The sequence below is a fragment of the Paraconexibacter algicola genome (assembly GCF_003044185.1).
GTDB classification, from domain to species: Bacteria; Actinomycetota; Thermoleophilia; order Solirubrobacterales; family Solirubrobacteraceae; genus Paraconexibacter; species Paraconexibacter algicola.
This window is the reverse complement of record NZ_PYYB01000001.1, coordinates 748,971-773,588: the sequence shown is the minus strand read 5'-3', so window position 1 is coordinate 773,588 and position 24,618 is coordinate 748,971. Positions and strand designations below refer to the sequence as shown.

At 74.8% G+C, this 24,618-nt stretch carries 29 protein-coding genes; 19 read left to right on the top strand and 10 right to left on the bottom strand.

Annotated elements, in window-relative coordinates:
- Positions 1–23: 23 nt before the first annotated feature.
- Complete coding sequence (locus C7Y72_RS03660; RefSeq protein ID WP_107567247.1) at positions 24–287, top strand: hypothetical protein; 264 nt, start codon at positions 24–26, stop codon at positions 285–287.
- A 1-nt stretch (position 288) separates the two neighbouring features.
- Complete coding sequence (locus tag C7Y72_RS03655) at positions 289–870, top strand: ANTAR domain-containing response regulator (protein WP_107567246.1); 582 nt, start codon at positions 289–291, stop codon at positions 868–870.
- A 30-nt stretch (positions 871–900) separates the two neighbouring features.
- Here C7Y72_RS03655 and C7Y72_RS03650 read toward each other — a convergent pair whose 3' ends face one another.
- The 4 genes from C7Y72_RS03650 to rpmG all read right to left on the bottom strand — a co-directional run bounded on the left by C7Y72_RS03650 (position 901) and on the right by rpmG (position 3,111).
- Complete coding sequence (locus C7Y72_RS03650; protein WP_107567245.1) at positions 901–1,536, bottom strand: ferritin-like domain-containing protein; 636 nt, start codon at positions 1,534–1,536, stop codon at positions 901–903.
- Between the two features lie 13 nt (positions 1,537–1,549).
- The gene (locus C7Y72_RS03645; protein WP_158276617.1) at positions 1,550–2,308 is read right to left on the bottom strand and encodes a ferritin-like domain-containing protein; all 759 of its coding nucleotides are present in this window, start codon (positions 2,306–2,308) and stop codon (positions 1,550–1,552) included.
- Between the two features lie 247 nt (positions 2,309–2,555).
- Complete coding sequence (locus tag C7Y72_RS03640; RefSeq protein WP_107567243.1) at positions 2,556–2,879, bottom strand: hypothetical protein; 324 nt, start codon at positions 2,877–2,879, stop codon at positions 2,556–2,558.
- 64 nt (positions 2,880–2,943) lie between these two features.
- Entirely contained in the window at positions 2,944–3,111 is a 168-nt protein-coding gene (gene rpmG, locus C7Y72_RS03635) for a 50S ribosomal protein L33 (protein ID WP_107567242.1), read from the bottom strand.
- A gap of 61 nt (positions 3,112–3,172) precedes the next feature.
- Between rpmG and zigA the strand changes: the two genes are divergently transcribed.
- Positions 3,173–4,408, top strand: coding sequence for a zinc metallochaperone GTPase ZigA (gene zigA, locus C7Y72_RS03630; protein ID WP_107567241.1), 1,236 nt, complete (start codon positions 3,173–3,175; stop codon positions 4,406–4,408).
- On the top strand, positions 4,405–5,607 hold the full coding sequence (locus C7Y72_RS03625) for a GTP-binding protein (RefSeq protein ID WP_107567240.1): 1,203 nt from the start codon (positions 4,405–4,407) through the stop codon (positions 5,605–5,607). Before zigA ends, C7Y72_RS03625 begins: the two co-directional genes overlap by 4 nt.
- Positions 5,608–5,622: 15 nt before the next feature.
- Here the strand turns inward: C7Y72_RS03625 and C7Y72_RS03620 are convergent, their stop codons facing one another.
- Positions 5,623–6,804 (bottom strand): RsbRD N-terminal domain-containing protein, encoded by a 1,182-nt coding sequence (locus C7Y72_RS03620; RefSeq protein ID WP_158276616.1) that lies wholly within the window; start codon positions 6,802–6,804, stop codon positions 5,623–5,625.
- A gap of 107 nt (positions 6,805–6,911) precedes the next feature.
- Between C7Y72_RS03620 and C7Y72_RS03615 the strand changes: the two genes are divergently transcribed.
- Complete coding sequence (locus C7Y72_RS03615; RefSeq protein WP_107567238.1) at positions 6,912–8,297, top strand: flavin monoamine oxidase family protein; 1,386 nt, start codon at positions 6,912–6,914, stop codon at positions 8,295–8,297.
- Position 8,298: 1 nt separating this feature from the next.
- On the opposite strand, the gene C7Y72_RS03610 is transcribed toward C7Y72_RS03615, so the two are convergent.
- The 4 genes from C7Y72_RS03610 to rpsR all read right to left on the bottom strand — a co-directional run bounded on the left by C7Y72_RS03610 (position 8,299) and on the right by rpsR (position 9,987).
- Positions 8,299–8,487 (bottom strand): hypothetical protein, encoded by a 189-nt coding sequence (locus tag C7Y72_RS03610; protein WP_107567237.1) that lies wholly within the window; start codon positions 8,485–8,487, stop codon positions 8,299–8,301.
- Positions 8,488–8,570: 83 nt separating this feature from the next.
- Complete coding sequence (locus tag C7Y72_RS03605; RefSeq protein ID WP_107567236.1) at positions 8,571–9,038, bottom strand: Fur family transcriptional regulator; 468 nt, start codon at positions 9,036–9,038, stop codon at positions 8,571–8,573.
- A complete protein-coding gene (locus C7Y72_RS03600; protein ID WP_107567235.1) occupies positions 9,035–9,721 on the bottom strand; it encodes a DUF1826 domain-containing protein in 687 nt (228 codons plus the stop codon). The genes C7Y72_RS03605 and C7Y72_RS03600 overlap by 4 nt, the downstream gene beginning before the upstream one ends.
- Positions 9,718–9,987, bottom strand: coding sequence for a 30S ribosomal protein S18 (rpsR, locus tag C7Y72_RS03595; RefSeq protein WP_107567234.1), 270 nt, complete (start codon positions 9,985–9,987; stop codon positions 9,718–9,720). Before rpsR ends, C7Y72_RS03600 begins: the two co-directional genes overlap by 4 nt.
- Before the next feature lie 57 nt (positions 9,988–10,044).
- Here rpsR and C7Y72_RS03590 point away from each other — a divergent pair, with 57 nt between their 5' ends.
- From C7Y72_RS03590 to C7Y72_RS03555, 8 genes are all read left to right on the top strand, one after another.
- Positions 10,045–11,085, top strand: a complete 1,041-nt coding sequence (locus C7Y72_RS03590; RefSeq protein ID WP_107567233.1) for a metal ABC transporter substrate-binding protein — start codon at positions 10,045–10,047, stop codon at positions 11,083–11,085.
- A 75-nt stretch (positions 11,086–11,160) separates the two neighbouring features.
- The gene (locus C7Y72_RS03585; RefSeq protein WP_107567232.1) at positions 11,161–11,355 is read left to right on the top strand and encodes a ribbon-helix-helix domain-containing protein; all 195 of its coding nucleotides are present in this window, start codon (positions 11,161–11,163) and stop codon (positions 11,353–11,355) included.
- Complete coding sequence (locus C7Y72_RS03580; protein WP_107567231.1) at positions 11,352–11,762, top strand: PIN domain-containing protein; 411 nt, start codon at positions 11,352–11,354, stop codon at positions 11,760–11,762. The genes C7Y72_RS03585 and C7Y72_RS03580 overlap by 4 nt, the downstream gene beginning before the upstream one ends.
- A gap of 42 nt (positions 11,763–11,804) precedes the next feature.
- On the top strand, positions 11,805–14,549 hold the full coding sequence (gene acnA, locus C7Y72_RS03575) for an aconitate hydratase AcnA (RefSeq protein ID WP_107567230.1): 2,745 nt from the start codon (positions 11,805–11,807) through the stop codon (positions 14,547–14,549).
- Between the two features lie 78 nt (positions 14,550–14,627).
- The gene (locus C7Y72_RS03570; protein ID WP_107567229.1) at positions 14,628–15,296 is read left to right on the top strand and encodes a response regulator transcription factor; all 669 of its coding nucleotides are present in this window, start codon (positions 14,628–14,630) and stop codon (positions 15,294–15,296) included.
- Positions 15,287–16,717, top strand: a complete 1,431-nt coding sequence (locus tag C7Y72_RS03565; RefSeq protein WP_107567228.1) for a sensor histidine kinase — start codon at positions 15,287–15,289, stop codon at positions 16,715–16,717. The genes C7Y72_RS03570 and C7Y72_RS03565 overlap by 10 nt, the downstream gene beginning before the upstream one ends.
- Before the next feature lie 46 nt (positions 16,718–16,763).
- Positions 16,764–17,150: a hypothetical protein gene (locus tag C7Y72_RS03560; protein WP_107567227.1), complete on the top strand. Its 387-nt coding sequence runs from the start codon at positions 16,764–16,766 to the stop codon at positions 17,148–17,150.
- The gene (locus tag C7Y72_RS03555) at positions 17,138–17,521 is read left to right on the top strand and encodes a hypothetical protein (RefSeq protein WP_107567226.1); all 384 of its coding nucleotides are present in this window, start codon (positions 17,138–17,140) and stop codon (positions 17,519–17,521) included. The genes C7Y72_RS03560 and C7Y72_RS03555 overlap by 13 nt, the downstream gene beginning before the upstream one ends.
- A 70-nt stretch (positions 17,522–17,591) precedes the next feature.
- On the opposite strand, the gene C7Y72_RS03550 is transcribed toward C7Y72_RS03555, so the two are convergent.
- Positions 17,592–18,647 (bottom strand): hypothetical protein, encoded by a 1,056-nt coding sequence (locus C7Y72_RS03550; protein ID WP_107567225.1) that lies wholly within the window; start codon positions 18,645–18,647, stop codon positions 17,592–17,594.
- Positions 18,648–18,787: 140 nt separating this feature from the next.
- On the opposite strand from C7Y72_RS03550, the gene C7Y72_RS03545 reads away from it, so the two are divergent.
- The 6 genes from C7Y72_RS03545 to C7Y72_RS03520 all read left to right on the top strand — a co-directional run bounded on the left by C7Y72_RS03545 (position 18,788) and on the right by C7Y72_RS03520 (position 24,591).
- Positions 18,788–19,450, top strand: a complete 663-nt coding sequence (locus tag C7Y72_RS03545; RefSeq protein ID WP_158276615.1) for an RNA polymerase sigma factor — start codon at positions 18,788–18,790, stop codon at positions 19,448–19,450.
- Positions 19,447–20,157, top strand: coding sequence for an anti-sigma factor (locus C7Y72_RS03540; RefSeq protein ID WP_107567223.1), 711 nt, complete (start codon positions 19,447–19,449; stop codon positions 20,155–20,157). Before C7Y72_RS03545 ends, C7Y72_RS03540 begins: the two co-directional genes overlap by 4 nt.
- Positions 20,158–20,228: 71 nt before the next feature.
- Positions 20,229–21,194, top strand: coding sequence for a gluconate 2-dehydrogenase subunit 3 family protein (locus C7Y72_RS03535; RefSeq protein WP_107567222.1), 966 nt, complete (start codon positions 20,229–20,231; stop codon positions 21,192–21,194).
- Positions 21,184–22,902 (top strand): GMC family oxidoreductase, encoded by a 1,719-nt coding sequence (locus tag C7Y72_RS03530; protein WP_158276614.1) that lies wholly within the window; start codon positions 21,184–21,186, stop codon positions 22,900–22,902. The genes C7Y72_RS03535 and C7Y72_RS03530 overlap by 11 nt, the downstream gene beginning before the upstream one ends.
- Positions 22,902–23,870: a ThuA domain-containing protein gene (locus C7Y72_RS03525; RefSeq protein ID WP_107567220.1), complete on the top strand. Its 969-nt coding sequence runs from the start codon at positions 22,902–22,904 to the stop codon at positions 23,868–23,870. The genes C7Y72_RS03530 and C7Y72_RS03525 overlap by 1 nt, the downstream gene beginning before the upstream one ends.
- A 67-nt stretch (positions 23,871–23,937) precedes the next feature.
- Positions 23,938–24,591: a transglutaminase family protein gene (locus C7Y72_RS03520; protein ID WP_107567219.1), complete on the top strand. Its 654-nt coding sequence runs from the start codon at positions 23,938–23,940 to the stop codon at positions 24,589–24,591.
- Positions 24,592–24,618: the final 27 nt, after the last annotated feature.

The following is a 24,618-nucleotide window of genomic DNA, read 5'->3' as shown; positions in this document are numbered from 1 at the left end:
TGACCCCTGCCCGAGGACCGGTCATGACCCTCTGCCTGCTCCGCTTTCCCGACGCCTTCCCCGCCCGCGCCCGCCGCGGCGAGATCCGCTGGCAGCTGTTCCTCTGCCGTGAGGTCCGGGACGTCCTGCCGACCTCCCGGCCCGACACGCTGCACGTCGTCTTCGACGGGCCGGTGCGGCTGGACCGCTGGGCCGCGGCGCTCGCGCAGGAGGGGCTGCCGGCGCCGACGCTCGTCCCGGGCTCGGTCGTCCGGGCCCGCACCGCGACCCCCGACCGGGGCGGCTGACGTGCGGATCCTCGTCGCCGAGGACGATCCCGTCATCGCGCTCGGCCTGGGTGCGCGGCTCGCTGCGCTCGGGCACGAGGTGATCGGCCCGGCGGCCGACGGCGTGCAGGCGGTCGAGCTCGCGCAGGAGCAGGAGCCCGACCTCTACCTCTTCGACGTCCACATGCCGCACCTGGACGGGCTGGGCGCCGCGCAGCGGCTGACCGAGATGGGGCTGCGCCGGCCCGTGGTGATCATCACCGGGGTCCCGGCCCCGGACCTGCTGGAGCGGTGCGTCGCCCACGGCGTCAACGCGTACCTCGTCAAGCCGGTCGACGACCGTCAGCTCGAGGCGAGCATCCTGCTGGCGGCGAGCCGGCACGCCGAGCTCGTCGCGCTCGAGGAGGAGGTGAGCACCGCCCGGCACGCGCTGGAGGACCGCAAGGTCGTGGAGCACGCGAAGGCGATCCTGATGGAGGCGCTCGGCCTGCCCGAGCCCGACGCGTTCCGCCGGCTGCAGCAGACCGCGCGCAAGCGCAACGCCAAGCTCGTCGACGTCGCCCGCGACGTCGTCGCGCGGGAGGACCTGCTGCGCCCCACCTGAGCGGGGCGCAGCGGTCCGGGGTGCTGCGATCTAGCTCTTGATGAACGGCTTGGCCGCGGCGAGGACCTCGTCCATCGTCGAGGCCTTGTCGAACGCCTGCGGCGCCGGCGGCTTGCTGCGGGCGAGGCGCACGAGCGCCGCGTGCCGCGCCTCGACCTGCACGATCGTGCCGGCGGCCCCGAGGATGTCGGTGCTCTCGATGAGCGGGCCGGCGCCGTTGTAGGCGCTGACGCCGAGGTCCTCGAAGACGTTGGCGGTCTTCAGGAACGTCGCCTCGTCCTTGAACGAGTCGCCGAAGTCGACGGTCGGCACGTCGACGGGCGTGCCGCCGGCGTCCTCGATCATCGACTTCAGGGCGCCGACGTGCTCGTCCTCGTTGTCGCGCAGCTCGGTCGCGAGCTTCTTCGTGTCGCCGCTGAGGCCGGAGACCTCCTTCAGCGCCTGGGCGTAGAACGCGGCCTCGAGGTACTCGAGGGTGAGCGCGTAGTTGGCGATGTCGAGGTCGCCGCCGCCGGACTGCGCGATGGCCGCCCGCGTGATCGGCGAGACCGCCGCGAGGCCGAAGACGGCACCGGCGGAGAGGGAGGCACGCGTCAGGAAGGCGGCACGGGTGTGACCGTGGACCTTGATCTGCGCGAGCTCGGGGACCTGGATGTTCTGGCTCATGTTCACGGTCTCCTTACGCGGCGAGGAAGGGCTTGACGGCGTCGAGGACGGCGGCCTTGTCCATCGGCTTGGCGAACGCGCCGTTGGGGATCGATCCCTGCCCGCCGTCGGCGGTGAAGCCGCGGCCGATCAGCTGGTTGAGGGCCGCCGCGTGGCGGGCCTCGACGCTGTGGATCGACAGCGCGGCGGCGAGGATGTCCTTGTTCTTGATCGCCCCGGCCTGACCGAGGTACGCGGCGGCGCCGAGGTTCTCGACGTCGGCCGCAGCCTGCAGGACCTTCTCGAGGCCGCCACCGAGGACGTCGTCGAAGTTCGTCTTCGGCGCCTCGACGGCGGTGCCGCCCAGGCCCTCGACGGCGGTCTTCAGCGCGTCGACGTGCGCCTGCTCGCTCTCGCCGAACTTCTTGGCGATCTCGAGCACGGCCTTGTCCTTGATGATGTCCGCCGCGATCACCTGGTTGTAGAAGTCGGTCTCCAGGTACTCGAGCGTCAGCGCGTAGTTGACGATCTCGATGTCGCCCGCGGCGTCGCCGGTGTCGGCGCCCGCGGTCGTGGTCTCGGCGGGGGTGCTCGCGGTCGAGCCGGAGTCCTCGTCGTCGTCACCGCACGCGGCGAGCAGGGTGCCGAGCGCGAGCGCGGCGCCGCCGCCACCCATCATCCGCAGGAAGGTGGCCCGCGACGAGGGGTCGCGCTGGAGCTCGTCCAGGGCGCTCCCGCGCACGATGCGGGTGCTCGTGTCCTGCTGGTCCATCACCGGCTGGTCCGGGTCCATCGGTACCTCCTCAGGTGTCCTGCTGGGTTGGAACGACATGGGGGTGGCGCGGGGCGTCCCGCCCTGGATGGGGGAGGGACGCCCCGGCCGATCGGGGCGGCGGGCGCCGCCGAAGCGGATGTCGGGTGCAGCGCGGGAGACGCCACGACCGGGTTCGGCGGACCGTCGCCACCGACACGCCCAGGCTCGCGTGCAGGCCCACACCACATAGGCCGGCACGCGCGGAGGGCGTGCAGCTGGGTCGCGGTCAGGCGAACGTGGGCGGCCCGCGCTCGGCCAGCCGGAAGGCGGCGAGCAGGCCGTGGGCGCGGAAGCCGAGGTCCACGCCGTGCGTGGCGGGCGTGGCGGGGCGGGCGCGCGGGGTGCGGCGGGGCCGCAGGCGCGTGAGCAGCCGCGCGAGGCGCTCCTCGCCGACGTAGCGGCCGAGCAGCAGCGGCGCGAGCAGCACTGCGAGCGGGACGAGGAACAGCAGCCCGCCGGCGGCGAGCGCCGCGAGCACGACGAGCGCGCCGAGGGCCGCGAAGAGCAGGGCTCCCGGGCGCGGCGCGCGTCGTGTGGACTGCTCGGCCATTGACCGCAACTACGACCGCCCTCACGGGGCGGACGTACAGCCGCCGCACTTTGGCGCGTAAGCGCTACCGCGACTCGCGGAACAGGACGGTCTGGCGGATCCGCTTGTCGTACTTGCGCAGCTCGAGCCGGCCGGGGGTGTTCCGCTTCGACTTCGTCGTCCAGTACGTCGTGCCGGTGCCGGCCGTCGACTCCAGCCGGATGGTGACGCGGGTGTCGCCCTTCTTCGCCATCGGTCGCTCCTCAGAACGTGGTCTTCATGAGAATGAGAACGAATCTTATATAGTGGTGGGCATGACCAGGCTCCCCGTCACCGTCCTGTCCGGCTTCCTCGGCGCCGGCAAGACCACGCTGCTCGAGCACGTGCTCCGCAACCGCGAGGGCCGCCGCGTCGCGGTCATCGTCAACGACATGAGCGAGGTGAACGTCGACGCCCAGCTCGTCCGCGATGGCGACGCCCGCATCGACCATGTCCAGGAGCAGCTCGTGGAGATGAGCAACGGCTGCATCTGCTGCACGCTGCGCGAGGATCTCCTCGTCGAGGTCGCGCGCCTCGCCCGCGAGGGCCGCTTCGACCAGCTGCTGATCGAGTCGACCGGCATCAGCGAGCCGCTCCCGGTCGCCGAGACCTTCACGTTCGCCGACGAGACCGGCCGCACGCTCTCCGACATCGCGCGGCTCGACACGATGGTCACCGTCGTCGACAGCTCCACCTTCCTGGACCAGTGCGACGGCGTCGACGACCTCGCCTCGCGCGGCCTGGGGCTCAGCGACGAGGACGACCGCGCGATCGTCGACCTCCTCGTCGAGCAGGTCGAGTTCGCCAACGTCGTCGTGCTCAACAAGGCCGACCTCGTCGACGCCGAGACCCTCGACCGCACCGAGGCGATCGTCCGGACGCTCAACCCGGCCGCCCGGATCGTCCGCGCCGTCCGCGGCGAGGTCGACCTCGGCCTCGTCCTCGACACCGCGCTGTTCGACTTCGACCGCGCCGCCGAGGCGCCCGGCTGGCTCGCGACCCTCCGCGGCGAGGAGCAGCCCGAGACCGAGGAGTACGGCATCAGCTCGTTCGTCTACCGCGCCCGCCGCCCGTTCGACCCGACCCGCATCTGGGAGCGCGCCAACGGCGAGTGGCCGGGCGTCCTGCGCGCCAAGGGCTTCTTCTGGCTCGCGAGCCGCCCGGTGATCGCGGGCGGCTGGGCGCAGGCGGGCCGCGTCCTGACGCTCCAGCCCGCCGGCGGCTGGTGGGCCACCGTCCCGCGCCACGAGTGGCCCGAGGACGAGCTGAAGGCCGTGATGATCGACCCGTTCTGGGAGGAGCCCTGGGGCGACCGCCGCCAGGAGATCGTCTTCATCGGCGCCGACATGGACGAGGACGCCATCCGCGCCGACCTCGACGACTGCCTCCTCACCGACGCCGAGATGGAGCTCGGCGAGGGCGGCTGGGAGTCGCTGCCCGACCCGTTCGAGCCGTGGCTGTTCGCCGACGAGCTCGACGAGGCCGACGACGCCCGGGAGGCGCTGCGATGAGCCGCCTGCCCGTCACCGTCCTCTCCGGCTTCCTCGGCGCCGGCAAGACCACGCTGCTGGAGCACCTGCTCCACAACCGCGACGGGCTGCGCGTCGCGGTGATCGTCAACGACATGAGCGAGGTGAACGTCGACGCCTCGCTGATCGAGGGGAAGGTCGAGATCGACCACGCGCAGGAGCAGCTCGTCGAGCTCAGCAACGGCTGCATCTGCTGCACGCTGCGGGAGGACCTGCTGCAGGAGGTCGGGCGGCTGGCCCGCGAGGACCGCTTCGACCACCTGATCATCGAGTCCACCGGCATCAGCGAGCCGCTCCCGGTCGCCGAGACGTTCACGTTCCGCTTCGAGGACGGCACCTCGCTGGCCGACGTCGCGCAGCTCGACACGATGGTCACCGTCGTCGACGCCGGCGCCTTCCGGCGCGACATGGCCGAGCACGAGCACCTCGCCCAGCGCGGCGAGGTCACGGGTGACGGCGACGACCGCACGGTCGCCGACCTGCTCGTCGACCAGGTGGAGTTCGCCGACGTGATCGTCCTGAACAAGACCGACCTCGCCGACGCGCGCGAGCTCGAGCTGCTCGAGCAGGAGATCGTCGCGCTGAACCCGCGCGCCCGCCGCGTCCGCGCGACGCACGGCCGCGTCGACCCGGGACAGGTGCTCGGCACCGGGCTCTTCGACTTCGCCCACGCGGCGCAGGCGCCCGGCTGGCTGCAGGTCATGCGCGGCGAGGAGCAGCCCGAGACCGAGGAGTACGGGATCCGGTCGTTCGTCTACGAGGCCCGTCGCCCGTTCGACCCGCGGCGCCTCGCGCCGCTGCTCGCGACCCGCTTCCCCGGCGTGCTGCGCGCGAAGGGGTACTTCTGGCTCGCGACGCGCAACGACCACGTCGGCGAGCTGTCGCAGGCGGGCGGGGTCGTGAGCAGCCGTCCGGTCGGCGTCTGGTGGGCGTCGGTGCCGCAGTCGCGCTGGCCGGTCTCCGAGCAGATGCGCCGCATCCACGAGCGCTACTGGCAGGAGCCCCACGGCGACCGCCGGCAGGAGCTCGTGTTCATCGGCCGCGAGATGGACGAGGCGGCGATCCGGGCGGCGCTCGACGGCGCCCTCGTCGACGACGCGACGTTCGCGGCCGGCCCGCGCGCGTGGGGCGACCTGCCCGACCCGCTGCCCCGCTGGACCGCGGAGCACGCCGCGGCCTGAGCGGCGCATGGGGCGTCACCCCGACGGCGGTCCGAGCACCCGTTCGACGCGGATGGCCGCGAGCAGCTCCGGCAGACGGGAGCGCACGGGGCGGCCCAGGCGCTCCTCGACCGTGCGCAGCCGGTAGGCGACCGTCCGGTCGTTCACGCCCAGCGTCGCCGCGGCCGCGGAGGCGTTGAAGCCCGCCGCCGCGTACGCCGCCAGCGTCTCGCGGAGCTTCGCGCCGCCGCGGTCCCCGTCCAGCGCTCCGAGCTCCGCCTCCACGAACGCCCGGGCGGCGGACTCGTCGGCGAGCAGCACCGCCTCCAGCGCGACGTCGTCGTGAAAGGTCACGTCGGCGCCGGTCGCCGCCGCGATCCGCTGGGCGGCGCGCGCCTCGCGGTGGCTCGCGCGGAAGCCGTCGGCTCCCGCCCTCGGGCGCCCGACGGCGAGGCCGACCCCGTCCGGGATCGCCATCGCGCGCAGGGACCGGTCGTCCGCGACGGCCCGTCCCGCGAACCAGCCCCAGACGGTCGTGGCGGTCGCCGTGACGGTCAGCGCGCGCAGCTCGAGCCCCGCGGCGAGGGCGAGCAGGACGGCCTCGGCGCGCGGGCCCCACGCGATCACGGCGCGGTGCGTGGCGGCGAGGTCGTAGCCGAGCTCGCCCGCGTCGACCGGCTCGCCGTCGAGCACGTCGCGCACGAGCGCGGCCCGCCGCTGCTCGCGTCCGCGCAGCAGGCGGTCGCGCTCCCGCGTGTACTCGTCGATGACGAGCGGGACGATCGCGTCGACGTAGGCGAACGAGCGGCGGGTGCACCGGCGCAGCGCCGCACTCCGCGTGGCGGCGTCGAGATCGTCCAGCGTCTCGAGCACGTCGAGGACGGCATCGAGCACGACCGCCTGGCCGATCCGGTACGTCTGCAGCCCGGGGGCGACGGGAATCCCCGCACCCGCGCAGGTGCGGGCCTCCTCGAGCGCTTCGACCGGCGCGCCGTGCGGGAGCGGCGGTCCGCCGTCGACGACGTGGCGGATCGCCGCGCGGAGGTTGGCGCGGCTGCTCGCGCGCATCGCCACGGCGACGTCGGGGTCGGTCGTGGTTCCCGCCTCGGGCGCCTGCGCCCCGAACCGCGCGAGCATCGTGGCCTCGAGCTCGCCTTCGCGAGCGACGAGCGCTCCGGCCACGCACTCCACCGCCCGCTGAACCGCCCCCGGATCCACGCGAGGAACGGTACCGGCACGTCCTCCGCGACATTCGCGCATCGACGACCACCGGATACGCGGAACTCGTGCGGTGGGTGCGGGACCGGTCCGGCGATCCTCCCCGCATGGAGCGGATCGACACCCAGATCGTCGTCGTCGGAGCCGGGCTCGCGGGCCTCGCCGCCGCACGGGAGCTGACCGCCGCGGGGCGGGAGGTGGTCGTGCTCGAGGCGCGCGACCGGGTCGGCGGTCGCCTGCTGAACCACGATCTCGACGGCGTCGGCGTGGTCGAGCTGGGCGGCCAGTGGGTCGGGCCCACGCATACGCGCGTCCACGCGTGGATCCGCGAGCTCGGGCTCGCCACGTTCCCGACCCACGACACCGGGGATGCGCTGTTCGAGGACCGCGGCGTCCTGCGCCGCTACGGCGGCGCGCTGCCGCGCCTGAGTCCCGTGGCCCTGGCGGAGGTGGCCGTCGCGCAGCTGCGGCTCGAGCGGATGGCCCGGCGCGTCCCGGCCGCGACGCCGTGGGAGGCGCCGCACGCCTCCGTGTGGGACGGCACGACGCTCGCGTCGTGGCTGCGCCGCAACGTCCGGACGCGCCTGGGACGGGCGTTCTTCGAGCTGGTCTGCGAGGGCCTGTTCTGCGCGCAGCCGCAGGAGATCTCGCTGCTGCAGTTCCTCGCCGCGGTGCGCGCCAGCGGTGGTCTGGAAGCGATGCTGGAGACCGAGGGCGGCGCCCAGCAGGACCGCGTGGTCGGCGGCTCGCAGCTCCTGGCGATCCGCGCGGCGGACACGATCGCGGACCGGGTGCGGCTCGGCGCGCCGGTGCGGGCGGTCGCCGTCTCCGGGGACCGGGTGCTCGTCCGCGCCGACGGCGTGGAGGCCCGGGCGCGGCGGGTGATCGTCGCGCTCCCCCCGACGCTGGCGGCCCGCCTCGCCTACGCCCCGGCGCTCCCGGGTGGCCGTGACCAGCTCGCGCAGCGCTCGGTGATGGGGGCGGTCGCGAAGTGCATGGCGGTCTACGAGACGCCGTTCTGGCGGGCGGACGGGCTCTCCGGGCAGGCGACGTGCACGACCGGCCCGGTGCGGATCGTGTTCGACAACTCGCCGCGTGACGGTGCGGCCGGTGTGCTGCTCGGGTTCCTGGAGGGGGACGCTGCGCGGCGCCTGGGCGCGCTGGCGCCGGACGAGCGGCGTGCACTGGTGCTCGAGGCGTTCGTGCGCCTGTTCGGGGCTCGCGCCGGCCGTCCGCTCGACTACGTCGAGCGCGTCTGGGCCGAGGAGGAGTTCTCGCGCGGTGGGTACGCGGGGTTCTGCGTGCCCGGGGCGCTGGCGTCGCTCGGGCCGCACCTGCGCCGACCGTGCGGCCGGATCCACTGGGCCGGGACCGAGACGGCCGAGGCGTTCGGCGGCTACATGGAGGGCGCGGTCCTCTCGGGGGAGCGAGCGGCGCGGGAGGTGCTGGCGGCGGAGCCGGCGGCGCCGGTCCCCGCCGCGCAGGGCGTCTGACTCAGGCGGCCGCGGTGGCGGGGCCGTGATCGTCGCAGTGGTCGCCGTGCGGGTGGTGCAGGTGCCCGTCGACGACGTAGTCGACGTGGTCGCCGTGCTGGACGGCCTCGTGGCCGCAGCCGTCGCCGTGGACGTGGTCGTCGGCGTGGGCGCCGCAGTCGTGCGCGTCGGTGCAGGTGCTCTCGGACATGGGATCTCCTGGGTCGAGGGGAGATCCCACCGTAGGCCGACGCGGCGACCCGGTCCAGCAGCTGCTGACGAGACTCGTTCGCGTCAGTCGCCGTCGTCCTGCGCGCAGTCCGGGCACAGGCCGCGCAGGACGACGTCGTGCGTCTCGACGACGAACGGGGTGCGCCGCTCCACGGCGTGGATCGCCTCCTCGAGCGGTTCGTCCTCGAACACGTCGGTGCGGGCGCAGCGCCGGCAGACGACGTGGTGGCGGTGCTGGCCGTCGGGCAGCACGAGCTCGTAGCGGGCGATGCCGTTGCCGACGTCGACGGGGTGCAGGCGACCGAGGTCGACGAGGATGCCGAGCGTCCGGTAGACGCTGGCGAGGCTCGCGGGCCGCGGGCCCTGCTGCGCGAGCATCGCGAGCTCCTGCGCCGTGACGCCACCGCCGACGCGGCCGAGCAGCTCGACGACGACGGTCCGCGCGCCGCCGGTGCGGTGGCCGCCGGCGGCCAGCGCGCGGTGCGCCTCCTCGATCCAGTCGCCGTTGTCCCGCGCGACGTCCGTGCTCATCGCCGCAGCTGCAGGGCGGGTGGGTCGAGGAGGTCGACGGCGACCAGGAGGCGGTCGTCGTCGCCGACGGGGGAGCGGTGCACGAGGCCGTGTCGGCAGCCGGGGAAGCTCGAGCCCTTGAGGATCCCGACCTCGCCAGGAGCGAGGTGCCGGATCGCGCTCGCGTCGGGGGCGATCGCGGCGTTCGCCTGCTCCGGGGTGCGGCCGCGGAGACCGAGCTCCTCGCGGACGGCGTCGGCCTCCGCGAGCCACGCGGTGCCCGGGCCGACGTAGGTGCACAGCAGCCGCAGCGCGACCGAGTCGACGTGCAGCAGCGGGCAGCCCGCCGAGGGGTCGGTCTCGATGCGGACCGCGACGCGGGTGGCGCCGCCGACGCGGGCGAGCAGGAAGGCGAGCGCGGCGATGTCGTGGGTGAGCGCGCGGCGGTCCGCGGCGCGGCCCGGGGCGAGCTCGTCGAGCAGCGCCTCGATCGCGGGGACGCGGTCGGCGACCGGGACCTCCCCGCGGACGGCGTGGCGCGTCGTGCGCGCGAGCGTGGCCGCCTGGCGCGCGGTCGCGTCGGGCAGGTGCCGCTCCCAGCGCCAGAGCGCGGCGGCGGGGTCGAGGATCGCGTCGGCGTCGCTGGGGACGGTCGCGCGCACGACCTGGCCGAGGCCGGTGCGGGTCGCCGTCGCGGTGATCACGCGGGGCCCCGCCCGCGGCGGCGCGGCTCGGGCGCGTCGCGGCGCACGTAGGGCAGCAGCGCGAGCTCGCGGGCGCGCTTGATCGCCTGGGCGACCTCGCGCTGCTGGCGGCGCGAGAGGCCGGTCTGGGTGCGGGCCTTGATCTTGCCCCGCTCGGTGAGGAACTGCGACAGCGTCTGGATGTCCAGGTAGCTGATCGGCTCGGGGAGCAGGATGCGCTTGCGCGGCTTGCCGCGGCGCGGTCGGTCGGTGGTGGGTCGGGCCATGGCGGGAGCGTACCGTAGAGAAAGAGAATCATTCTTATTTGCGCTAGCCTGTGGTCCATGACGCGCCCGACCACCTCCCGCTCCGCGCCCTCGCGCTCCCTGCTCGCGGCCGGCCTGCTGACCGCCGCGCTGACCGTCACCGCGTGCGGTGACGACGACCCGGGCACCGCCGGCTCGGGCGGCGGCGACGCGGCCGTCAAGGTCGTCGCCACGACCACCCAGCTCGGCGACTTCGCGCGCGAGGTCGGCGGCGACCGCGTCGACGTCACGCAGCTGCTGCAGGCCAACTCCGATCCGCACGACTACGAGCCGCGACCCCAGGACCTGCGGGAGGCCACGGGCGCGAAGGTCATGTTCGTCTCCGGTGACGACCTCGACGCCTGGTCGGGGGACGTCGCCAAGCAGGCGGGCATCGAGGGCGCCGTGCTCGACGTCGGGCAGGGGCGCCCCGTCGAGCGCGAGGGCGGCCACGAGCACGAGGACGAGGAGCACGCCGAGGAGGAGGGCGGGAAGCACAGCGAGGAGGAGGGCGACGAGCACGGCGACGTCGACCCGCACTGGTGGCACGACCCGCGCAACGTCGAGTACGCCGCGCAGCGCATCGCCACGAAGCTCGCCGAGGTCGACCCGGCGGGCGCCCCCGACTACCGCGCCCGCGCCGCCGCCTACGTGACGAAGGTCCGCGCGCTCGACCAGCGGCTGCAGCGCTGCTTCTCCGCGGTCCCCGCCGCGCAGCGCAAGCTCGTCTCCGACCACGACGCGTTCGGCTACCTCGCCGCCCGCTACGACATCGAGGTCGTCGGCGCCATCATCCCCGCGACGACCACCCAGGCGCAGGCCTCCGCGGGTGAGCTGACCGCGCTCGCCCGCACGATCGAGACGGAGGGCGTGCGCGCGATCTTCCCCGAGAGCTCGCTGAACCCGAAGCTCGCCGAGGCGATCAGCCAGCGGACCGGCGCGAAGGTCGGCGGGACGCTCTACGCCGACACGCTCGGGCCCGAGGGCTCCGCCGGCGCGACGTACCTGAGCAGCGAGCAGGCCAACGCCGACGCGCTCGTCCGCGGCTTCACCGGCCGCAGCACCGGCTGCGCGAGCTGACCTGGCCGATCGGGCGCCGCGGGGGCAAATCCGACCCCCGCGGTCCGAATGTAGGGTGATACCCTACGTCACCGGATGGCCGACCAGCCGGTGAAGAAGACCTCGATCTACCTCAGCGACGAGCTCGACGCGCGGCTCGCCGAGCGCGCCGGCGAGGACGGCATCACCAAGGCCGAGTTCATCCGCCGCACGCTCACCGCCGCGGTCGAGCGTCCGCGCCGGCCCAAGCCGTCGATCGGCGTGTTCGACAGCCGCAGGGCGGGCGCGTGAGCGTCGTCGCCGACTGCTCCCTGCTCCTCGCCGCCTACGACAAGGGCGCCACCCAGCACGAGCGCGCCGTCGCGTGGCTCACCCGCACCGACGAGGAGCTCGTCCTCACGCCGCTGGCGGTCGCCGAGCTCGAGGTCGCGGTCCGCGACGGCGGCGGCGCCCGCGCCCAGGCCAAGGTCTGGCACGACCTCGAGGTCGGCGCCTACACCACCCGCTGGTGGGCCGACGCCCTCGCCGAGTCCCTGCGCATCGCGCGCGCCCACCCGGCGCTCGGCCTCACCAATGCGTCGCTCGTCGCGCTCGCGGAGAGACTGCGGACGACGCGCATCGCCACCTTCAACCCGGACTTCCGCACCGTGAAGACGACGTCGGGCGACGAGCTCGTCCTGCTGCCCGACGACGCATGACCCCGCCGCACACCGCACACCAAGACCACCAGAGGACCTGACATGTCCGAGAACCCGAACTCCTTCGACGCCCGCGCGACCCTCTCGGTCGGCGGCCGCGACCTGACCATCTACCGCCTCGACGCCCTGCAGTCCCAGTACGACGTCGCCCGGCTCCCCTACTCGCTGAAGGTCCTGCTCGAGAACCTCCTGCGCACCGAGGGCAACGGTGCCGTGACGAAGGAGTCGATCGAGGCGCTCGCCACCTGGGACGCCAAGGCCGACCCGTCCAAGGAGATCAACTTCACCCCCGCGCGCGTGGTGATGCAGGACTTCACCGGCGTCCCCGCGGTCGTCGACCTCGCCGCGATGCGCGACGCGATGGCCGACCTCGGCGGCGACCCGTCGAAGATCGAGCCGCTCGTCCCCGCCGAGCTCGTCATCGACCACTCCGTCCAGGTCGACGTCTTCGGCAGCAAGGACGCGTTCCGCCGCAACGCCGAGATCGAGTTCCAGCGCAACGAGGAGCGCTACCAGTTCCTCAAGTGGGGCCAGCAGGCGTTCGACTCCTTCAAGGTCGTCCCGCCGGACACCGGCATCGTCCACCAGGTCAACCTCGAGTACCTGGCGCGCACCGTCTTCGTCGACGACAAGACCGGCACCGCCTACCCCGACACCGTCGTCGGCACCGACTCGCACACGACGATGATCAACGGCCTCGGCGTGCTCGGCTGGGGCGTCGGCGGCATCGAGGCCGAGGCCGCGATGCTCGGCCAGCCGATCCCGATGCTCATCCCGCAGGTCATCGGCTTCAAGCTCAAGGGCGAGCTGCCCGAGGGCGCGACCGCCACCGACCTCGTGCTGACGATCACCGAGATGCTCCGCGAGAAGGGCGTCGTCGGCAAGTTCGTCGAGTTCTACGGCGCGGGCGTCACCGCGCTCCCGCTGGCCGACCGCGCGACGATCGGCAACATGTCGCCCGAGTTCGGCTCGACCTGCGCGATCTTCCCGATCGACGCCGAGACGATCCGCTACATGCGCTTCTCGGGCCGGCCGGACGACCTCTGCGAGCTCGTCGAGGCCTACGCCAAGGAGCAGGGCATGTGGCACGACGAGCACGCGGAGGAGCCGACCTTCTCCGACACGCTCGAGCTCGACCTCTCGACCGTCGTCCCCTCGATCGCCGGCCCCAAGCGTCCGCAGGACCGCGTCGCGCTCAGCGACGCCGCCTCGGCGTTCGACGAGGCGATCAAGGCGTACATGCCGGGTGACGGTCCGACCGACCAGCCGGGCGAGCGCGCGGTCGAGGACGAGGCGCCGCTGGCGACCGCGACCCGCCGCTCCACCGACGTCGCGCTCGCCTCCGGCGAGACGTGCGCGCTGAAGGACGGCGCCGTCGTCATCGCCGCGATCACCTCGTGCACGAACACCTCCAACCCGTCGGTCATGCTCGCCGCCGGCCTGCTGGCCCGCAACGCGGTCGCCAAGGGCCTCAAGGCCGCGCCGTGGGTCAAGACGTCCCTGGCCCCGGGCTCGATGGTCGTCACCGAGTACCTGGAGCGCGCGGGCCTGATCGACGACCTCGAGGGCCTGGGCTTCCACAACGTCGGCTACGGCTGCACGACCTGCATCGGCAACTCCGGCCCGCTGCCCGCCGAGATCAGCGCGGCGATCCAGGAGAACGACCTCGTCGCGGTGTCGGTGCTCTCCGGCAACCGCAACTTCGAGGGCCGGATCAACCCGGACGTGAAGATGAACTACCTCGCGTCCCCGCCGCTCGTCGTCGCCTACGCGATCGCCGGGTCGATGGACGTCGACCTGCTGAACGACCCCATCGGGCAGGCCGACGACGGCAGCGACGTCTACCTCAAGGACATCTGGCCCTCGACCGCCGAGGTCGCGCAGACCGTCGAGGAGGCCGTGCAGTCGGACATGTTCCACAAGAGCTACGGCCAGGTCTTCGACGGCGGCCCCGAGTGGAACGCGCTCGACGTCCCGACCGGTGACCGCTTCGCCTGGGACGCCGACTCCACCTACGTGCGCAAGGCGCCGTACTTCGACGGCATGCCGCAGACGCCCGAGGCGGTCACCGACATCACGGGCGCCAAGGTGCTCGCGAAGCTCGGCGACTCGGTTACCACCGACCACATCTCGCCCGCGGGCGCGATCAAGAAGGACGGCCCCGCCGGGCGCTACCTCGAGGCCAACGGCGTCGAGCCCAAGGACTTCAACTCCTTCGGCTCGCGGCGCGGCAACCACGAGGTGATGATCCGCGGCACGTTCGCGAACATCCGCCTGCGCAACCTGCTCGCACCGGGCACCGAGGGCGGTGTCACGCGGTACCTCGGCCCGGACGGTGACGCGAGCGAGGTCGTCGCGATCGCCGACGCGTCGGAGAAGTACCAGGCGGCGGGCATCCCGCTCGTCGTCCTGGGCGGCAAGGAGTACGGCTCCGGCTCCTCCCGCGACTGGGCCGCCAAGGGCACGAACCTGCTCGGCGTCCGCGCGGTGATCGCCGAGTCCTTCGAGCGCATCCACCGCTCGAACCTCGTCGGCATGGGCGTCCTGCCGCTGCAGTTCCCGGCCGGCGAGACCGCCGACTCGCTCGGCCTGACCGGCGAGGAGACCTTCGACATCACGGGCTACGCCGACGCGCTCAACGGCGGCGAGCTGCCGAAGACCGTCAAGGTCAAGGCGGGCGACGTCGAGTTCGACGCGGTCGTCCGCATCGACACGCCCAAGGAGGCGGACTACTTCCGCCACGGCGGCATCCTCCTCTACGTCCTGCGGCAGATCGCGGCGGCGTAACGACCGATCGGGACGTGGGAGCCGCCACCCGCGCGGCTTTCACGTCCCCTTCATCCGCACTCCGGGAAGACTGCCGTCATGCGCGTGCTGGTGGTCGAGGACGATCCGCGGATGGCCGACATGCTCCGCCGGGGCCTGGAGCGGGCGGGGATGACGATCGACCTCGCGGCGACCGGGGCCGACGCGGACTGGATGGCGCGGTCCGCCACCTACGACGCGATCGTCCTCGACGTCGGCTTGCCGGACACCGACGGGTTCGCGGTCTGCGCGCGCCTGCGCGCCGCCGACGTGTGGTCGCCGGTCCTCATGCTCACCGCGCGCGACGCGACCGCCGACCGCGTGCGCGGGCTCGACACCGGCGCCGACGACTACGTCCTGAAGCCGTTCACGTTCGAGGAGCTGACCGCGCGGCTGCGCGCCCTCGCGCGCCGCGGCGCCCGCGAGCGGCCCGCGGTGCTCGAGGCCGCCGGGCTGCGGCTCGACCCGGCGGCACGGCGCGCCTGGCGCGGGGACACCGAGCTCGCGCTCTCGGCGAAGGAGTTCACGCTGCTGGAGGCGTTCCTGCGCCGTCCCGGCGAGGTGCTGACGCGGGCGGAGCTGCTGGAGGCCGGCTGGGACATGGCCTACGAGAACCGGTCCAACGTCGTCGACGCGTACGTGCGCCTGCTGCGCGACAAGATCGACCGGCCGTTCGGCGCCCGCTCGCTGGAGACCGTGCGCGGGCACGGGTACCGGCTGTGCGACTGATCCGCCGGGCCGGGCTGCGGACCCGGGTGACGCTCGCCTACCTCGCCGCGATCGTCGCGGCGATCGCGATCGGCGGCGTGCTGGTGAACGCGGCGCTCGAGGCGCGGCTCACCGACGCGCTCGACGAGACGCTCGAGACCCGCACCGCCGCGGTCGGCCGGCTGCTCGTGGACCGTGGCGGCCCGGCGCCCGGCCTGACCGTCGGGCTCGACGACCCGGGGGAGACCTTCACGCAGGTCGTCGGCCCCGGCGAGCGGCTCGTCTCGTCCTCGCCCGGCCTGCCGCTGCGACCGCTGCTCGACGCCGCCGGCCGACGCGCGGCGGTCGAGGGGCGCGACATCCGCCTGCGCGACGTCGTGGTGGCCGGGGACGACGACGGCGCCGACGAGATCGACCTCGAGGCGCTCGAGGAGACCGGCGTCGAGGCCTACGAGACCGACCGCGCCCGCGTCCTGGCCCGGCAGGTCCGGGCGGGCGGTGTGCGCTACGCGCTGATCGTCGGCTCCACCTACGAGGACCACGACGAGGCGCTGCGCGAGGTCCGCGGCGCGCTGCTGCTCGTCCTGCCGGTCGCGCTCGTGCTCGTCGCGCTGGCGGGCGGCGGGGCGATCGTCGCGTCGCTGCGCCCGGTCGAGCGGATGCGGCAGCGGGCCGCCGCGATCGCCGACCCGGGGTCGGGGGAGCGGCTGCCCGTGCCGCCCGGCGGGGACGAGCTGGCGCGGCTCGGCCGCTCGCTCAACGAGATGCTCGACCGCCTGCAGCGGGCCGCCGAGCACGAGCGGGCGCTCGTGTCGGACGTCAGCCACGAGCTGCGGACCCCGCTGGCGGTGATCGGCGGCGAGCTCGAGCTCGCGCTGCAGACCCTCGGCGACGCGGACCCCGAGCTGCGCGCGTCGCTCACCGTCGCCGCCGACGAGACACGGCGGCTCGGCCGGATCGCCGAGGACCTGCTGCTGCTCGCGCGCGCCGACGAACAGCGCTTGGAGCTGCAGCGCGAACCGCTGGCCGCCGGGGAGCTCCTGCGCGAGCAGGCGCGGCGGTTCGCCGCGCGCGCGACCGTCGCGGTGCAGGCGCCGGACGGCCTGCGGCTGGACGGCGACCGGCTGCGGCTCGCCCAGGCGCTCGGCAACCTCGTGGACAACGCGCTGCGTCACGGTCGCGCGCCGGTGACGCTGCACGCCTGGGCCGACGGGGACGCGGTCGTGCTCGCCGTCCGCGACGCGGGCGACGGCTTCCCGGCGGCGTTCCGCGAGCGGGCGTTCGACCGCTTCTCGCGGGCCCACGAGGGCCGCAGCGGCCGCGGCGCCGGGCTGGGGCTCGCGATCGTCGCGCTGATCGCCGAGGCGCACGGCGGCACCGCGACCGTGCACGACGCCCCGCAGGGCGGCGGCGAGGTGCGCCTGCGCCTGCGCGCCACCTGACGCAGTTTTCACGGAGCTTTCATCCGGCCTGCGGCACCGTGGTCCCATGACCACCACCCCTCGCCCCCTCACCCTCACCGCCGGCGCCGCGCTCGCCGCCACGATCGCGGCCGTCGGCTTCAGCTCCGCCGCCTCGGCCGCGCCCGGCCGCGTCGTCGACGGCGACGCCGACCTGACCCAGAACCGCACCGGGCTGCGCCTGGAGGCCGAGACGCGCGGGGCCACCCGCGTGACGTTCCTCTACGGCGGACGCTCGTTCGCCGCCCGGCTCGTCGAGGTCGACGACGACGGCTCACGCGAGTGGCGTCGCACCGTCACCGCCCGGACCGCGGACCGCCGCGACGGCGCCCGCGTGACCTTCCGCGTGCGCGCCTGCGGCGCGGACGGCTGCACGACCCGCACGATCACGGAGCGCGTCGAATGGGACGACTGAGCCTGCTCGCGGCGGGTGCCGCCCTGGTCGTCGGCGGTGTCGGTGCGGGGGTCGCCGGCGCCGACCTGCTCGACGGGGACGACGACCGTGACCGCCCGGACCGCGTCGTGACGATCGCCGCCCCGGCGGCCGGGACCGCCGCGCCCGCGGCCACGACCCTCACGGTCGATGACGGGGTGCCGGTCGGGGAGGCGCGGGCCGTCGCCCGCCTCGCGACCGCGCACCTGGGCGGCGGGCGCGCCGTCAGCGTCGACCGTGACGACGGCCGCTACGAGGTCGAGGTCCAGCGCGCCGACGGCGCGCTCGTCGAGGTCCTCCTCGACGGCGGGCGCCGCGTGGTCGGGACCGAGCTGGACGACGGGGACCGCTGACACCGGTCCCCGGAACGACGAGCGGCGGGCCCGGAGGCCCGCCGCTCGCGGATCGGAGGGGTCTGTCGCCCTACGCGATCTCGCCCTTGACCGTCGCGACGCCGAGCGTCAGGCCGGCCGTGAACGCCGCGGTGCCGAACGCCGCGTTCAGCGCGTCGGCGGCGCCCTGGGTGAGCTTGCCGGTCACGTTGCCGACCGACACGGTGCGGCCGGAGACGTCGACCTTCGGAGCGCTGAGGTCCAGCGACAGGATCGCGGCGCGCGTGCCGCCGTTGATCGCGGCCGTCAGCTCCGCCTTGCGGGTGTCGATGTTGAAGTCGGTCAGCCGCACGACCGTGCCGCCCTTCGTCAGCGAGATGCCGCCCGAGTGCGGGATCTGGCCGGCCAGCGTCTTGGCGTTGACGCCACCGCCGGTGATCGGGAAGCCGAGCGAGCCGTCCGGGTTGGCGACCGCGGGGCCGACGATGCCGGGCGCGACGCCGAGGCTCGTCAGCGCCGAGACGGCGCCGGGATCGAGCGCGAGGGCGGTCTGGCCGCCGGTGAAGCGGACCTCGGCGAGGGAGGTGGCGACCGTCGCCGTGCCGAGCTTCAGGCGCGGCTTGAACGCCTTCACGCCGAAGGTCTTGTTCAGCGCCGCGGCGCCCTTGGTGGAGAGGTGGATGTCGATGCGCGACACGGTGACGCCGAGGCCGGAGCGCGTGATGCGCGCCTTGCCGACGACCGGGACGAGCGCGCCGAGGCGCTTGCCGCCGTTGACGCGGGCGCTCATCGTCGGGGCCTTGTTCACCGCGACGGTGAAGTCGGAGAGCGTCACGCGGGTGCGGCCGGCCGAGAGGCGCAGACCACCGGTGTGACGGATGACGCCGGCCGCGGAGGCCGGGTCGAGCTCGCCGCCCGTGATCGGGAAGCGGACGCCCGCGCTGCCGGCGGTCGCGCGGCCGGTCGGGGCGACCGAGACGCCGAGCGACTTCAGCGCCTTGGCGGTGCCGGAGTCGAGCTTCAGGGTGGTGCCGCCGCCGCTGATGTCGAGCTTGCTCGACGTCGACTGCGCGGAGGCCGCGGGGGCGAGGGCCAGGCCGGCGGCGAGGGCGCCGGCGATGAGGGTGGACGTACGGGTGACAGACATGTTCGATCTCCTGAGTCGGGGTGGGATCTGGGGGGAGGTCCGACAGTCGACGCAGGATTGGTTGAGCGTTGATGCGCCAGAAGTGCTGGGGAACGTCATCGCGCCACGACCAATTCCGTGTCCCGGCTCGTACCCCGGAAGTGAGATGGCTCCCCACGTCCTCACCCCAGCGCCGTGAGCGCCGCATCGCAGAAGGTCTGCGTCGCGGAGACGAGCAGGCGCTCGAGGCCCTGCACGAGGCGGTGGGCCGCACCGTCTTCGGCTACCTCGTGCAGACGCTCGGGGACCGTGGACGGGCCGAGGACGTCTTCCAGCAGGTGCTCACCGAGGTCTGGCGCCGCGGCGACCAGTTCGACGCGCAGCGCGGATCGCTGCTGGCCTGGGTCATGACGATCACGCGCTCACGGGCGATCGACGAGCTGCGCCGCCGCGTGCCCGAGCCCACCGACCCGCAGGAGATGCCGGTCGAGACCGTCGTCGACCGCGGGACCGATCCCGACGTCCTCGTCGAGCGCTGGACCGTCGCCGACCTCCTCGCGCGCCTGCCCCAGGAGGAGGCGGAGCTGCTGCGCCTGCGCTTCCACGCCGACCTCAGCCAGAGCGAGATCGCCGAGCGCACCGGCCTGCCCCTGGGCACCGTCAAGACGCGCATGGTCCGCGGCCTGCGCCGCTTGGCCGACCTCGCCGACGACGCGCTCGCCCCGGCGCCGGCCGCCGCGGCCGCGCACGCCTCGATCGAGCTCGCGCCCGTGCCGGTCGTCGCCGCGACCGCGCAGGCCGCCGGATCCGAGGCCCCCGCATGACGCGCTGGCCCGTCGATCCCGCCGCCGTGCTGCTCGGAGGCCTCGACCCGCAGGAGCGCGCCGAGGCCGAGCGCCTGGTCCGCGAGGACCCGGCGTTCCGGGCCGAGCTCGAGCGGCTGCGGCGCGTCGGCGCCGCGCTCGCGGTCACCGGCTCCACCGGGGACCTCGACCCGCCGCCGCTGGACCTCGAGGCGGCGCGCGCCGCCCGGCCCGCCGCGCCCGCGCGACGCCGTCGTGCCCGCCGCGCCGGCGGGGGCATCGTGCTGCGCCCGGCGATGGCGCTCGCCTCCTCGGTCGCGCTCGTCGCGGTCGGGGCGCTCGGCGGCACGCTCGTCGCCGGGGGCGGCGACGACGCGCCCGCGACCGAGGGCGCGCCCGTCACCCTCGCGGCGCTCGACGGCACCGCCCGGCCGCAGCGCGCGACCGTCGCGATGCGCGGCGGCGGCATGCACCTCGACGTCGCGGGCCTCGCCCCGAGCCGCGCCGGCGAGCACTACGAGCTCTGGCTCCTGAACTCCGCCGACGACCTCGTCAGCGTCGGCACCTTCAAGGTCGACGACAAGGGCCGCGTGGACGCCGACTTCCCGCTCGGGGTCGACGCCAGTCGCTACGCGTTCATCGACGTGTCGGTCGAGCCGGACGACGGCAACCCCGCGCACTCCTCGCGCTCGGTGCTGCGCTCATCCGCGCAGCGCGCGCTCTCCTGACGCGCCCGGGGTGGCGCGCGACCCGCCGCGGCGGGTAGCGTCCCCACCGTCCGGAAAACGGAGGGAGGACCGTGGACGACGAGGGGACCGGGGCCCAGGCCCCGCTGACGGGCGGCGTGACGCGCCGCGTGCTGCTGCGTGACGGGACCGCGGCGACGGTCGCCGTGCTGCTCGCCGGATCGGCGACGGCGACGACCGGGGACGCGATCGCGGTCGGCCTGCGCGCCGACGGACGCGCCGCGTTCCTCACCGCGGCGGAGCTGCGGACGCTGCGCGCGCTGTGCGCCGTGCTGATCCCGACCGACGACCTCCCGGGCGCCGCCGACGCCGGCTGCCCCGAGGCGATCGACGCGCTGCTCGGCGCGTTCGCCGTGTCCCCGCCGCGGATCTGGGCGGGCGGCGGCTTCTCCGACCGCGGCGGCGCGCCCCGCAACGACTTCGTCCGCTTCCTCGAGCTCGACCGCTACGAGCGCCGCGCCTGGCGCATCCGCATCGAGGGCACGCGCGGACTGCAGCGGCTGGAGTGGGCCGGTCCGGTGCGCGGCTGGCAGGCCGTGTACCGCGAGGGGCTCGCCGCCCTGGACCGCGCCGCCCGCGGCGACTTCGCGGCGCTGCCCGTCCCGGCGGCCGACACGCTGCTGCGCACGAGCCGCGACCCCGACGTGCAGGAGCTGCTCGACGTCGCCTTCCCGCACGCGATCGAGTTCCTCTACGGGGCGCCCGAGTACGGCGGCAACCGCGACCTCGCCGGCTGGCGGGCGATCGGCTACGACGGCGACACCCTCCCGCGCGGCTACACGCCCGAGCAGATCGCGGCGCCACCCGAGCCGGGCCTCGCCGCCGTCCCCGCCGAGATCCTGCTCGGCCTGCTCGACCTCGCCCCGCTCGGCGGCTCCTCCGAGCTCGTGCACGGCCTGACCTCCCGCTCCGGTGAGCGGCTCAGCGACCTGCGCGCCGACCTCGGGGCCCTCGGCGATCTCGACGGCCTCGGCGCCCGCCTCGCCGCGCTGCAGGAGGAGGTCCGTCGTGGGGCGTGAGGCGGTCGTCGTCGGCTCCGGCGCGGCGGGCAGCGTCGTCGCGTACGAGCTCGCCAGGCGGGGCTGGGAGGTCACCGTGCTGGAGCGCGGGCGTCACATGCGGTCGGGGCTCGGCCGGGCCACCGACGGCGATCTCGGCACGCGCTACGGCAGCGACGAGATCAAGTCCGCGCGGCACTTCGGGTTCCCCGACCCGCTGCTGGAGCCGTACACGCAGCGCACCCGGGAGGACGCCGCGGCCGGCCGGGCGCGGACCGCGGTCGGGGCGTTCGGCCAGCTCGGCGCCGCCGTCGGCGGGACGACGCTCCACTACAACGCGAAGTTCCCGCGGTTCTGGAAGCAGGACTTCTCGACCCTCAGCGACCTCGGCCCGCAGCCCGGGGCGCAGGTCGCCGACTGGCCGATCACCTACGCGGACCTGGAGCCGCACTACGACGCCGTCGAGCGCCGCGTCGGGGTCAGCGGCAGCCGCGCCGCGATGCCCGCCCGGACGCGCGAGCAGGCGCCGCGGCGCAGCGAGTTCGCGATGGCGCCGCTGCCGATCTCCCACACCGGGCAGCTGCTGCGGACCGCTGCGCGGCTCTCCGGCTACGAGGCCTATCCGCAGCCCGCCGCCGTGAACTCGGCGCCGTTCCGCGGCCGTCCCGCCTGCACGTCGTGCGGGCTGTGCTCCGGCTTCGGCTGCCCGATCGACGCCCGCGGCGACGCGATCACCGCGTGGCTGAACCCGGCGGTCCGCGCCGGCCGGGTCCGGGTGCTCGCACGCGCGTTCGTGCACCGCGTCGACACCACGCGCGACGGGCGCCGGGTGACCGGCGTGCGCTACGTCGACGCCCGCGGCCGGCGCCGCCGCATCGCCGCCGACACCGTCGTGCTCGCGGGCAGCCCGATCAACACCGCGCGGCTGCTGCTGATGAGCGCGTCGGGCGCGCACGAGCGCGGGCTGGGCAACGGCAGCGACCAGGTCGGCCGCAACATGATGTTCCACGCGTTCACGCTCGCCGCCGCGCTCTACCCGGACGACCTGCACCCGCTGCGCGGGCAGAGCAACCCGCTGCAGATGGACGACCTGATGGGCCCGTTCACCGGGCCGGAGGTGCGCGCGCTCGGGGTGCCGTGGATCAAGGGCGGCCTCGCCCAGGTCGGCAGCGGCGTCCCGGCGTTCGCGGAGGCGAAGCTGCTCGCCCCGATCCTCGGCTTCGGGACCGCGCACCGGCAGGCCATGCGGGCCGGCCTGCTGCACCAGCGCGTCGCGGGCTCCCAGCTCGTCGGGGAGGACCTGCCGCTCGCCGACAACCGCATCGACCTCGACCCGGACGTGCGCGACCACCACGGCTTCCCGGCGGCGCGGATCACGTACTCCGCCCACCCGCACGAGAAGGTCGCCGCGGTGCTGCTCGGCGCGCGGCTGGAGCGGATGCACCTCGCCGCGCCGGGATCGCTGGGGGCCGCGGTCATCCCGTTCCCGCTCGTCCAGTCCGGCCCGTACGCCACCGCGCACCTCGCGGGCACCGCCCGGATGGGGACCGATCCGCGCACGAGCGTCTGCGACCCGTCCGGCCGGCTGCACGAGGTCGACGGCGTCTGGGTCGCCGACGCGTCGACGTTCCCGACGTTCCCGGGCTTCAACCCGACCAACACGATCATGTCCAACGCCCGGCGCGTCGCGTTCGCGATCGCCGGGGCCACGACCGCGAAGGCCTCCTGATGCGCCCGCTGCTCCGGGCGGCCCTGCTCGCCGCCACCGTCCTGCTCGCCGGCGCGCCCGCCGCGTCCGCGGCCCCCGCCCCGCCGGCGGGCGCGCGGGCGGCCGCCGAGCCGTTCGACGTGCTCGTCTTCACGCGCACCAACGGCTACCGCCACGCCTCGATCCCGCTCGGCGTCGCGCTGCTGCGCGACCTCGGGGCCCGCCACGGGTTCCGCGTGCGCACCACCGAGGAGTACCGGGACATCAGCGACGCGGGGCTCGCGGACGTGGAGGTCGTCGCGTTCGTCAACACGGTCGGGGACGTCCTGGACGACCTCGCGCAGGACGCGCTGCGGCGGTTCGTCGAGCGCGGCGGCGCGTTCTTCGGCCTGCACGCGGCGGCGGACACCGAGCACGGCTGGCCGTGGTACCGGGAGCTCGTGGGCGGGGAGTTCCTCGCCCATCCGCTCGAGCAGCTCGGGATCTACGTCAACGAGGCGCCGCTGGAGCCCGCCACCAGCCACCTGCCCGCCCGCTTCGCGGTCTTCGACGAGTTCTACTCGTTCCGCCTGAACCCGCGGGACCGCGTCCGCGTGCTGCTGTCGATCGACGAGCGCACCTACCTGCCGGATCCCAACACGACGGACATCCCCGGTCCGGGCGTGGTGCCGGCCAGCGGCCGGATGGGCGACCACCCGATGGCCTGGTGCCAGGACCTCGGCCGGGGCCGCTCGTTCTACACCGCGCTCGGCCACGAGGTGCAGCTGTACGCGCTGCCGTGGTTCCGCCGCCACGTGCTCGGCGGGGTGCTGACGGCGGCGCGGCGCCTCGAGGCGGACTGCACGAGCCCCGCGCAGCGGCGTGCGGCCGTCGCCGCGCAGGCGCGGCGGCAGGCGGCGGCGCAGCGCGCGGCGGCGCGGCGACGGCAGGCCGCGGCGGAGCGCCGCCGTCGCGCGGCCGCGCGGGCACCGCGGCGGCCGGCGGGCTGAGCGCCGACGCCGCGGTCGATCGAGAAATCCGATCAGATCCGTCGGCATTTGTTAGGGTGACCTTACGATGCTCGATCCGGATCGCTCCTCCTCGCCCTACGCCCAGCTCGCCTGCGGCTCCTGCCCGGCCCTCGACGAGTTCCTCGTCGCGATGGTCGCCGAGTTCCGCCGCATCGACCGCGACGCCGTCCTCTTCGCGCTCGACCGGCTCGCGCTCGACGCGGGCCTGCTCGAAGGGCTCCCGCCGCAGGAGCAGCTCGACGCCCTGCGCACCGTCCTGGGCGACCTCGAGCCGATCGCCGCCGACCACGTCGACGCCGTCGCGCTCGACCGCGTGCTCGCCTTCCGGCAGGGGCACCCCACCGCGATCGCCGCCCTGTGGCTGCTCGTCGGGCGCCGCACCGGTGTCCCCCTCGGGGCCCTCAGTGCGGAGGGGCGCCCGCTCGTCGCCGACGCCCGGCCCGGCGCCGGCCTCGTCGTCGACCCCGCCGCGGGCGGCCGCCGCGTCCCGCTGCACGAGCTGCCCGACGAGGCCCGCTGGCGCTGCCCGCACCAGATCGCCTACGGCATGCTCACCGCGCTCGCCTCCGGGGCGATGGAGCGCGGCGACCTGGCGCTCGCGATCCGCGCCGCCGAGCTGCGGCTCGACCTGCCCTGCGACGCCGAGTCGCGCCGGGTGCTCGAGCTCGAGGTCAGCCGGCTGCGCGCACGCCTGCACTGACGGCCCGCCACGGCGCGCCAGTAGATT

Bases quoted from the DNA above. Each gene is read 5' to 3' on its own strand.
- C7Y72_RS03660 (WP_107567247.1), top strand. From the start codon at position 24: ATGACCCTCTGCCTGCTCCGCTTTCCCGACGCCTTCCCCGCCCGCGCC.
- C7Y72_RS03650 (WP_107567245.1), bottom strand. From the start codon at position 1,536: ATGAGCCAGAACATCCAGGTCCCCGAGCTCGCGCAGATCAAGGTCCAC.
- C7Y72_RS03645 (WP_158276617.1), bottom strand. From the start codon at position 2,308: ATGGACCCGGACCAGCCGGTGATGGACCAGCAGGACACGAGCACCCGC.
- C7Y72_RS03640 (WP_107567243.1), bottom strand. From the start codon at position 2,879: ATGGCCGAGCAGTCCACACGACGCGCGCCGCGCCCGGGAGCCCTGCTC.
- rpmG (WP_107567242.1), bottom strand. From the start codon at position 3,111: ATGGCGAAGAAGGGCGACACCCGCGTCACCATCCGGCTGGAGTCGACG.
- zigA (WP_107567241.1), top strand. From the start codon at position 3,173: ATGACCAGGCTCCCCGTCACCGTCCTGTCCGGCTTCCTCGGCGCCGGC.
- C7Y72_RS03625 (WP_107567240.1), top strand. From the start codon at position 4,405: ATGAGCCGCCTGCCCGTCACCGTCCTCTCCGGCTTCCTCGGCGCCGGC.
- C7Y72_RS03615 (WP_107567238.1), top strand. From the start codon at position 6,912: ATGGAGCGGATCGACACCCAGATCGTCGTCGTCGGAGCCGGGCTCGCG.
- C7Y72_RS03610 (WP_107567237.1), bottom strand. From the start codon at position 8,487: ATGTCCGAGAGCACCTGCACCGACGCGCACGACTGCGGCGCCCACGCC.
- C7Y72_RS03605 (WP_107567236.1), bottom strand. From the start codon at position 9,038: ATGAGCACGGACGTCGCGCGGGACAACGGCGACTGGATCGAGGAGGCG.
- rpsR (WP_107567234.1), bottom strand. From the start codon at position 9,987: ATGGCCCGACCCACCACCGACCGACCGCGCCGCGGCAAGCCGCGCAAG.
- C7Y72_RS03590 (WP_107567233.1), top strand. From the start codon at position 10,045: ATGACGCGCCCGACCACCTCCCGCTCCGCGCCCTCGCGCTCCCTGCTC.
- C7Y72_RS03585 (WP_107567232.1), top strand. From the start codon at position 11,161: ATGGCCGACCAGCCGGTGAAGAAGACCTCGATCTACCTCAGCGACGAG.
- acnA (WP_107567230.1), top strand. From the start codon at position 11,805: ATGTCCGAGAACCCGAACTCCTTCGACGCCCGCGCGACCCTCTCGGTC.
- C7Y72_RS03570 (WP_107567229.1), top strand. From the start codon at position 14,628: ATGCGCGTGCTGGTGGTCGAGGACGATCCGCGGATGGCCGACATGCTC.
- C7Y72_RS03560 (WP_107567227.1), top strand. From the start codon at position 16,764: ATGACCACCACCCCTCGCCCCCTCACCCTCACCGCCGGCGCCGCGCTC.
- C7Y72_RS03555 (WP_107567226.1), top strand. From the start codon at position 17,138: ATGGGACGACTGAGCCTGCTCGCGGCGGGTGCCGCCCTGGTCGTCGGC.
- C7Y72_RS03550 (WP_107567225.1), bottom strand. From the start codon at position 18,647: ATGTCTGTCACCCGTACGTCCACCCTCATCGCCGGCGCCCTCGCCGCC.
- C7Y72_RS03540 (WP_107567223.1), top strand. From the start codon at position 19,447: ATGACGCGCTGGCCCGTCGATCCCGCCGCCGTGCTGCTCGGAGGCCTC.
- C7Y72_RS03525 (WP_107567220.1), top strand. From the start codon at position 22,902: ATGCGCCCGCTGCTCCGGGCGGCCCTGCTCGCCGCCACCGTCCTGCTC.
- C7Y72_RS03520 (WP_107567219.1), top strand. From the start codon at position 23,938: ATGCTCGATCCGGATCGCTCCTCCTCGCCCTACGCCCAGCTCGCCTGC.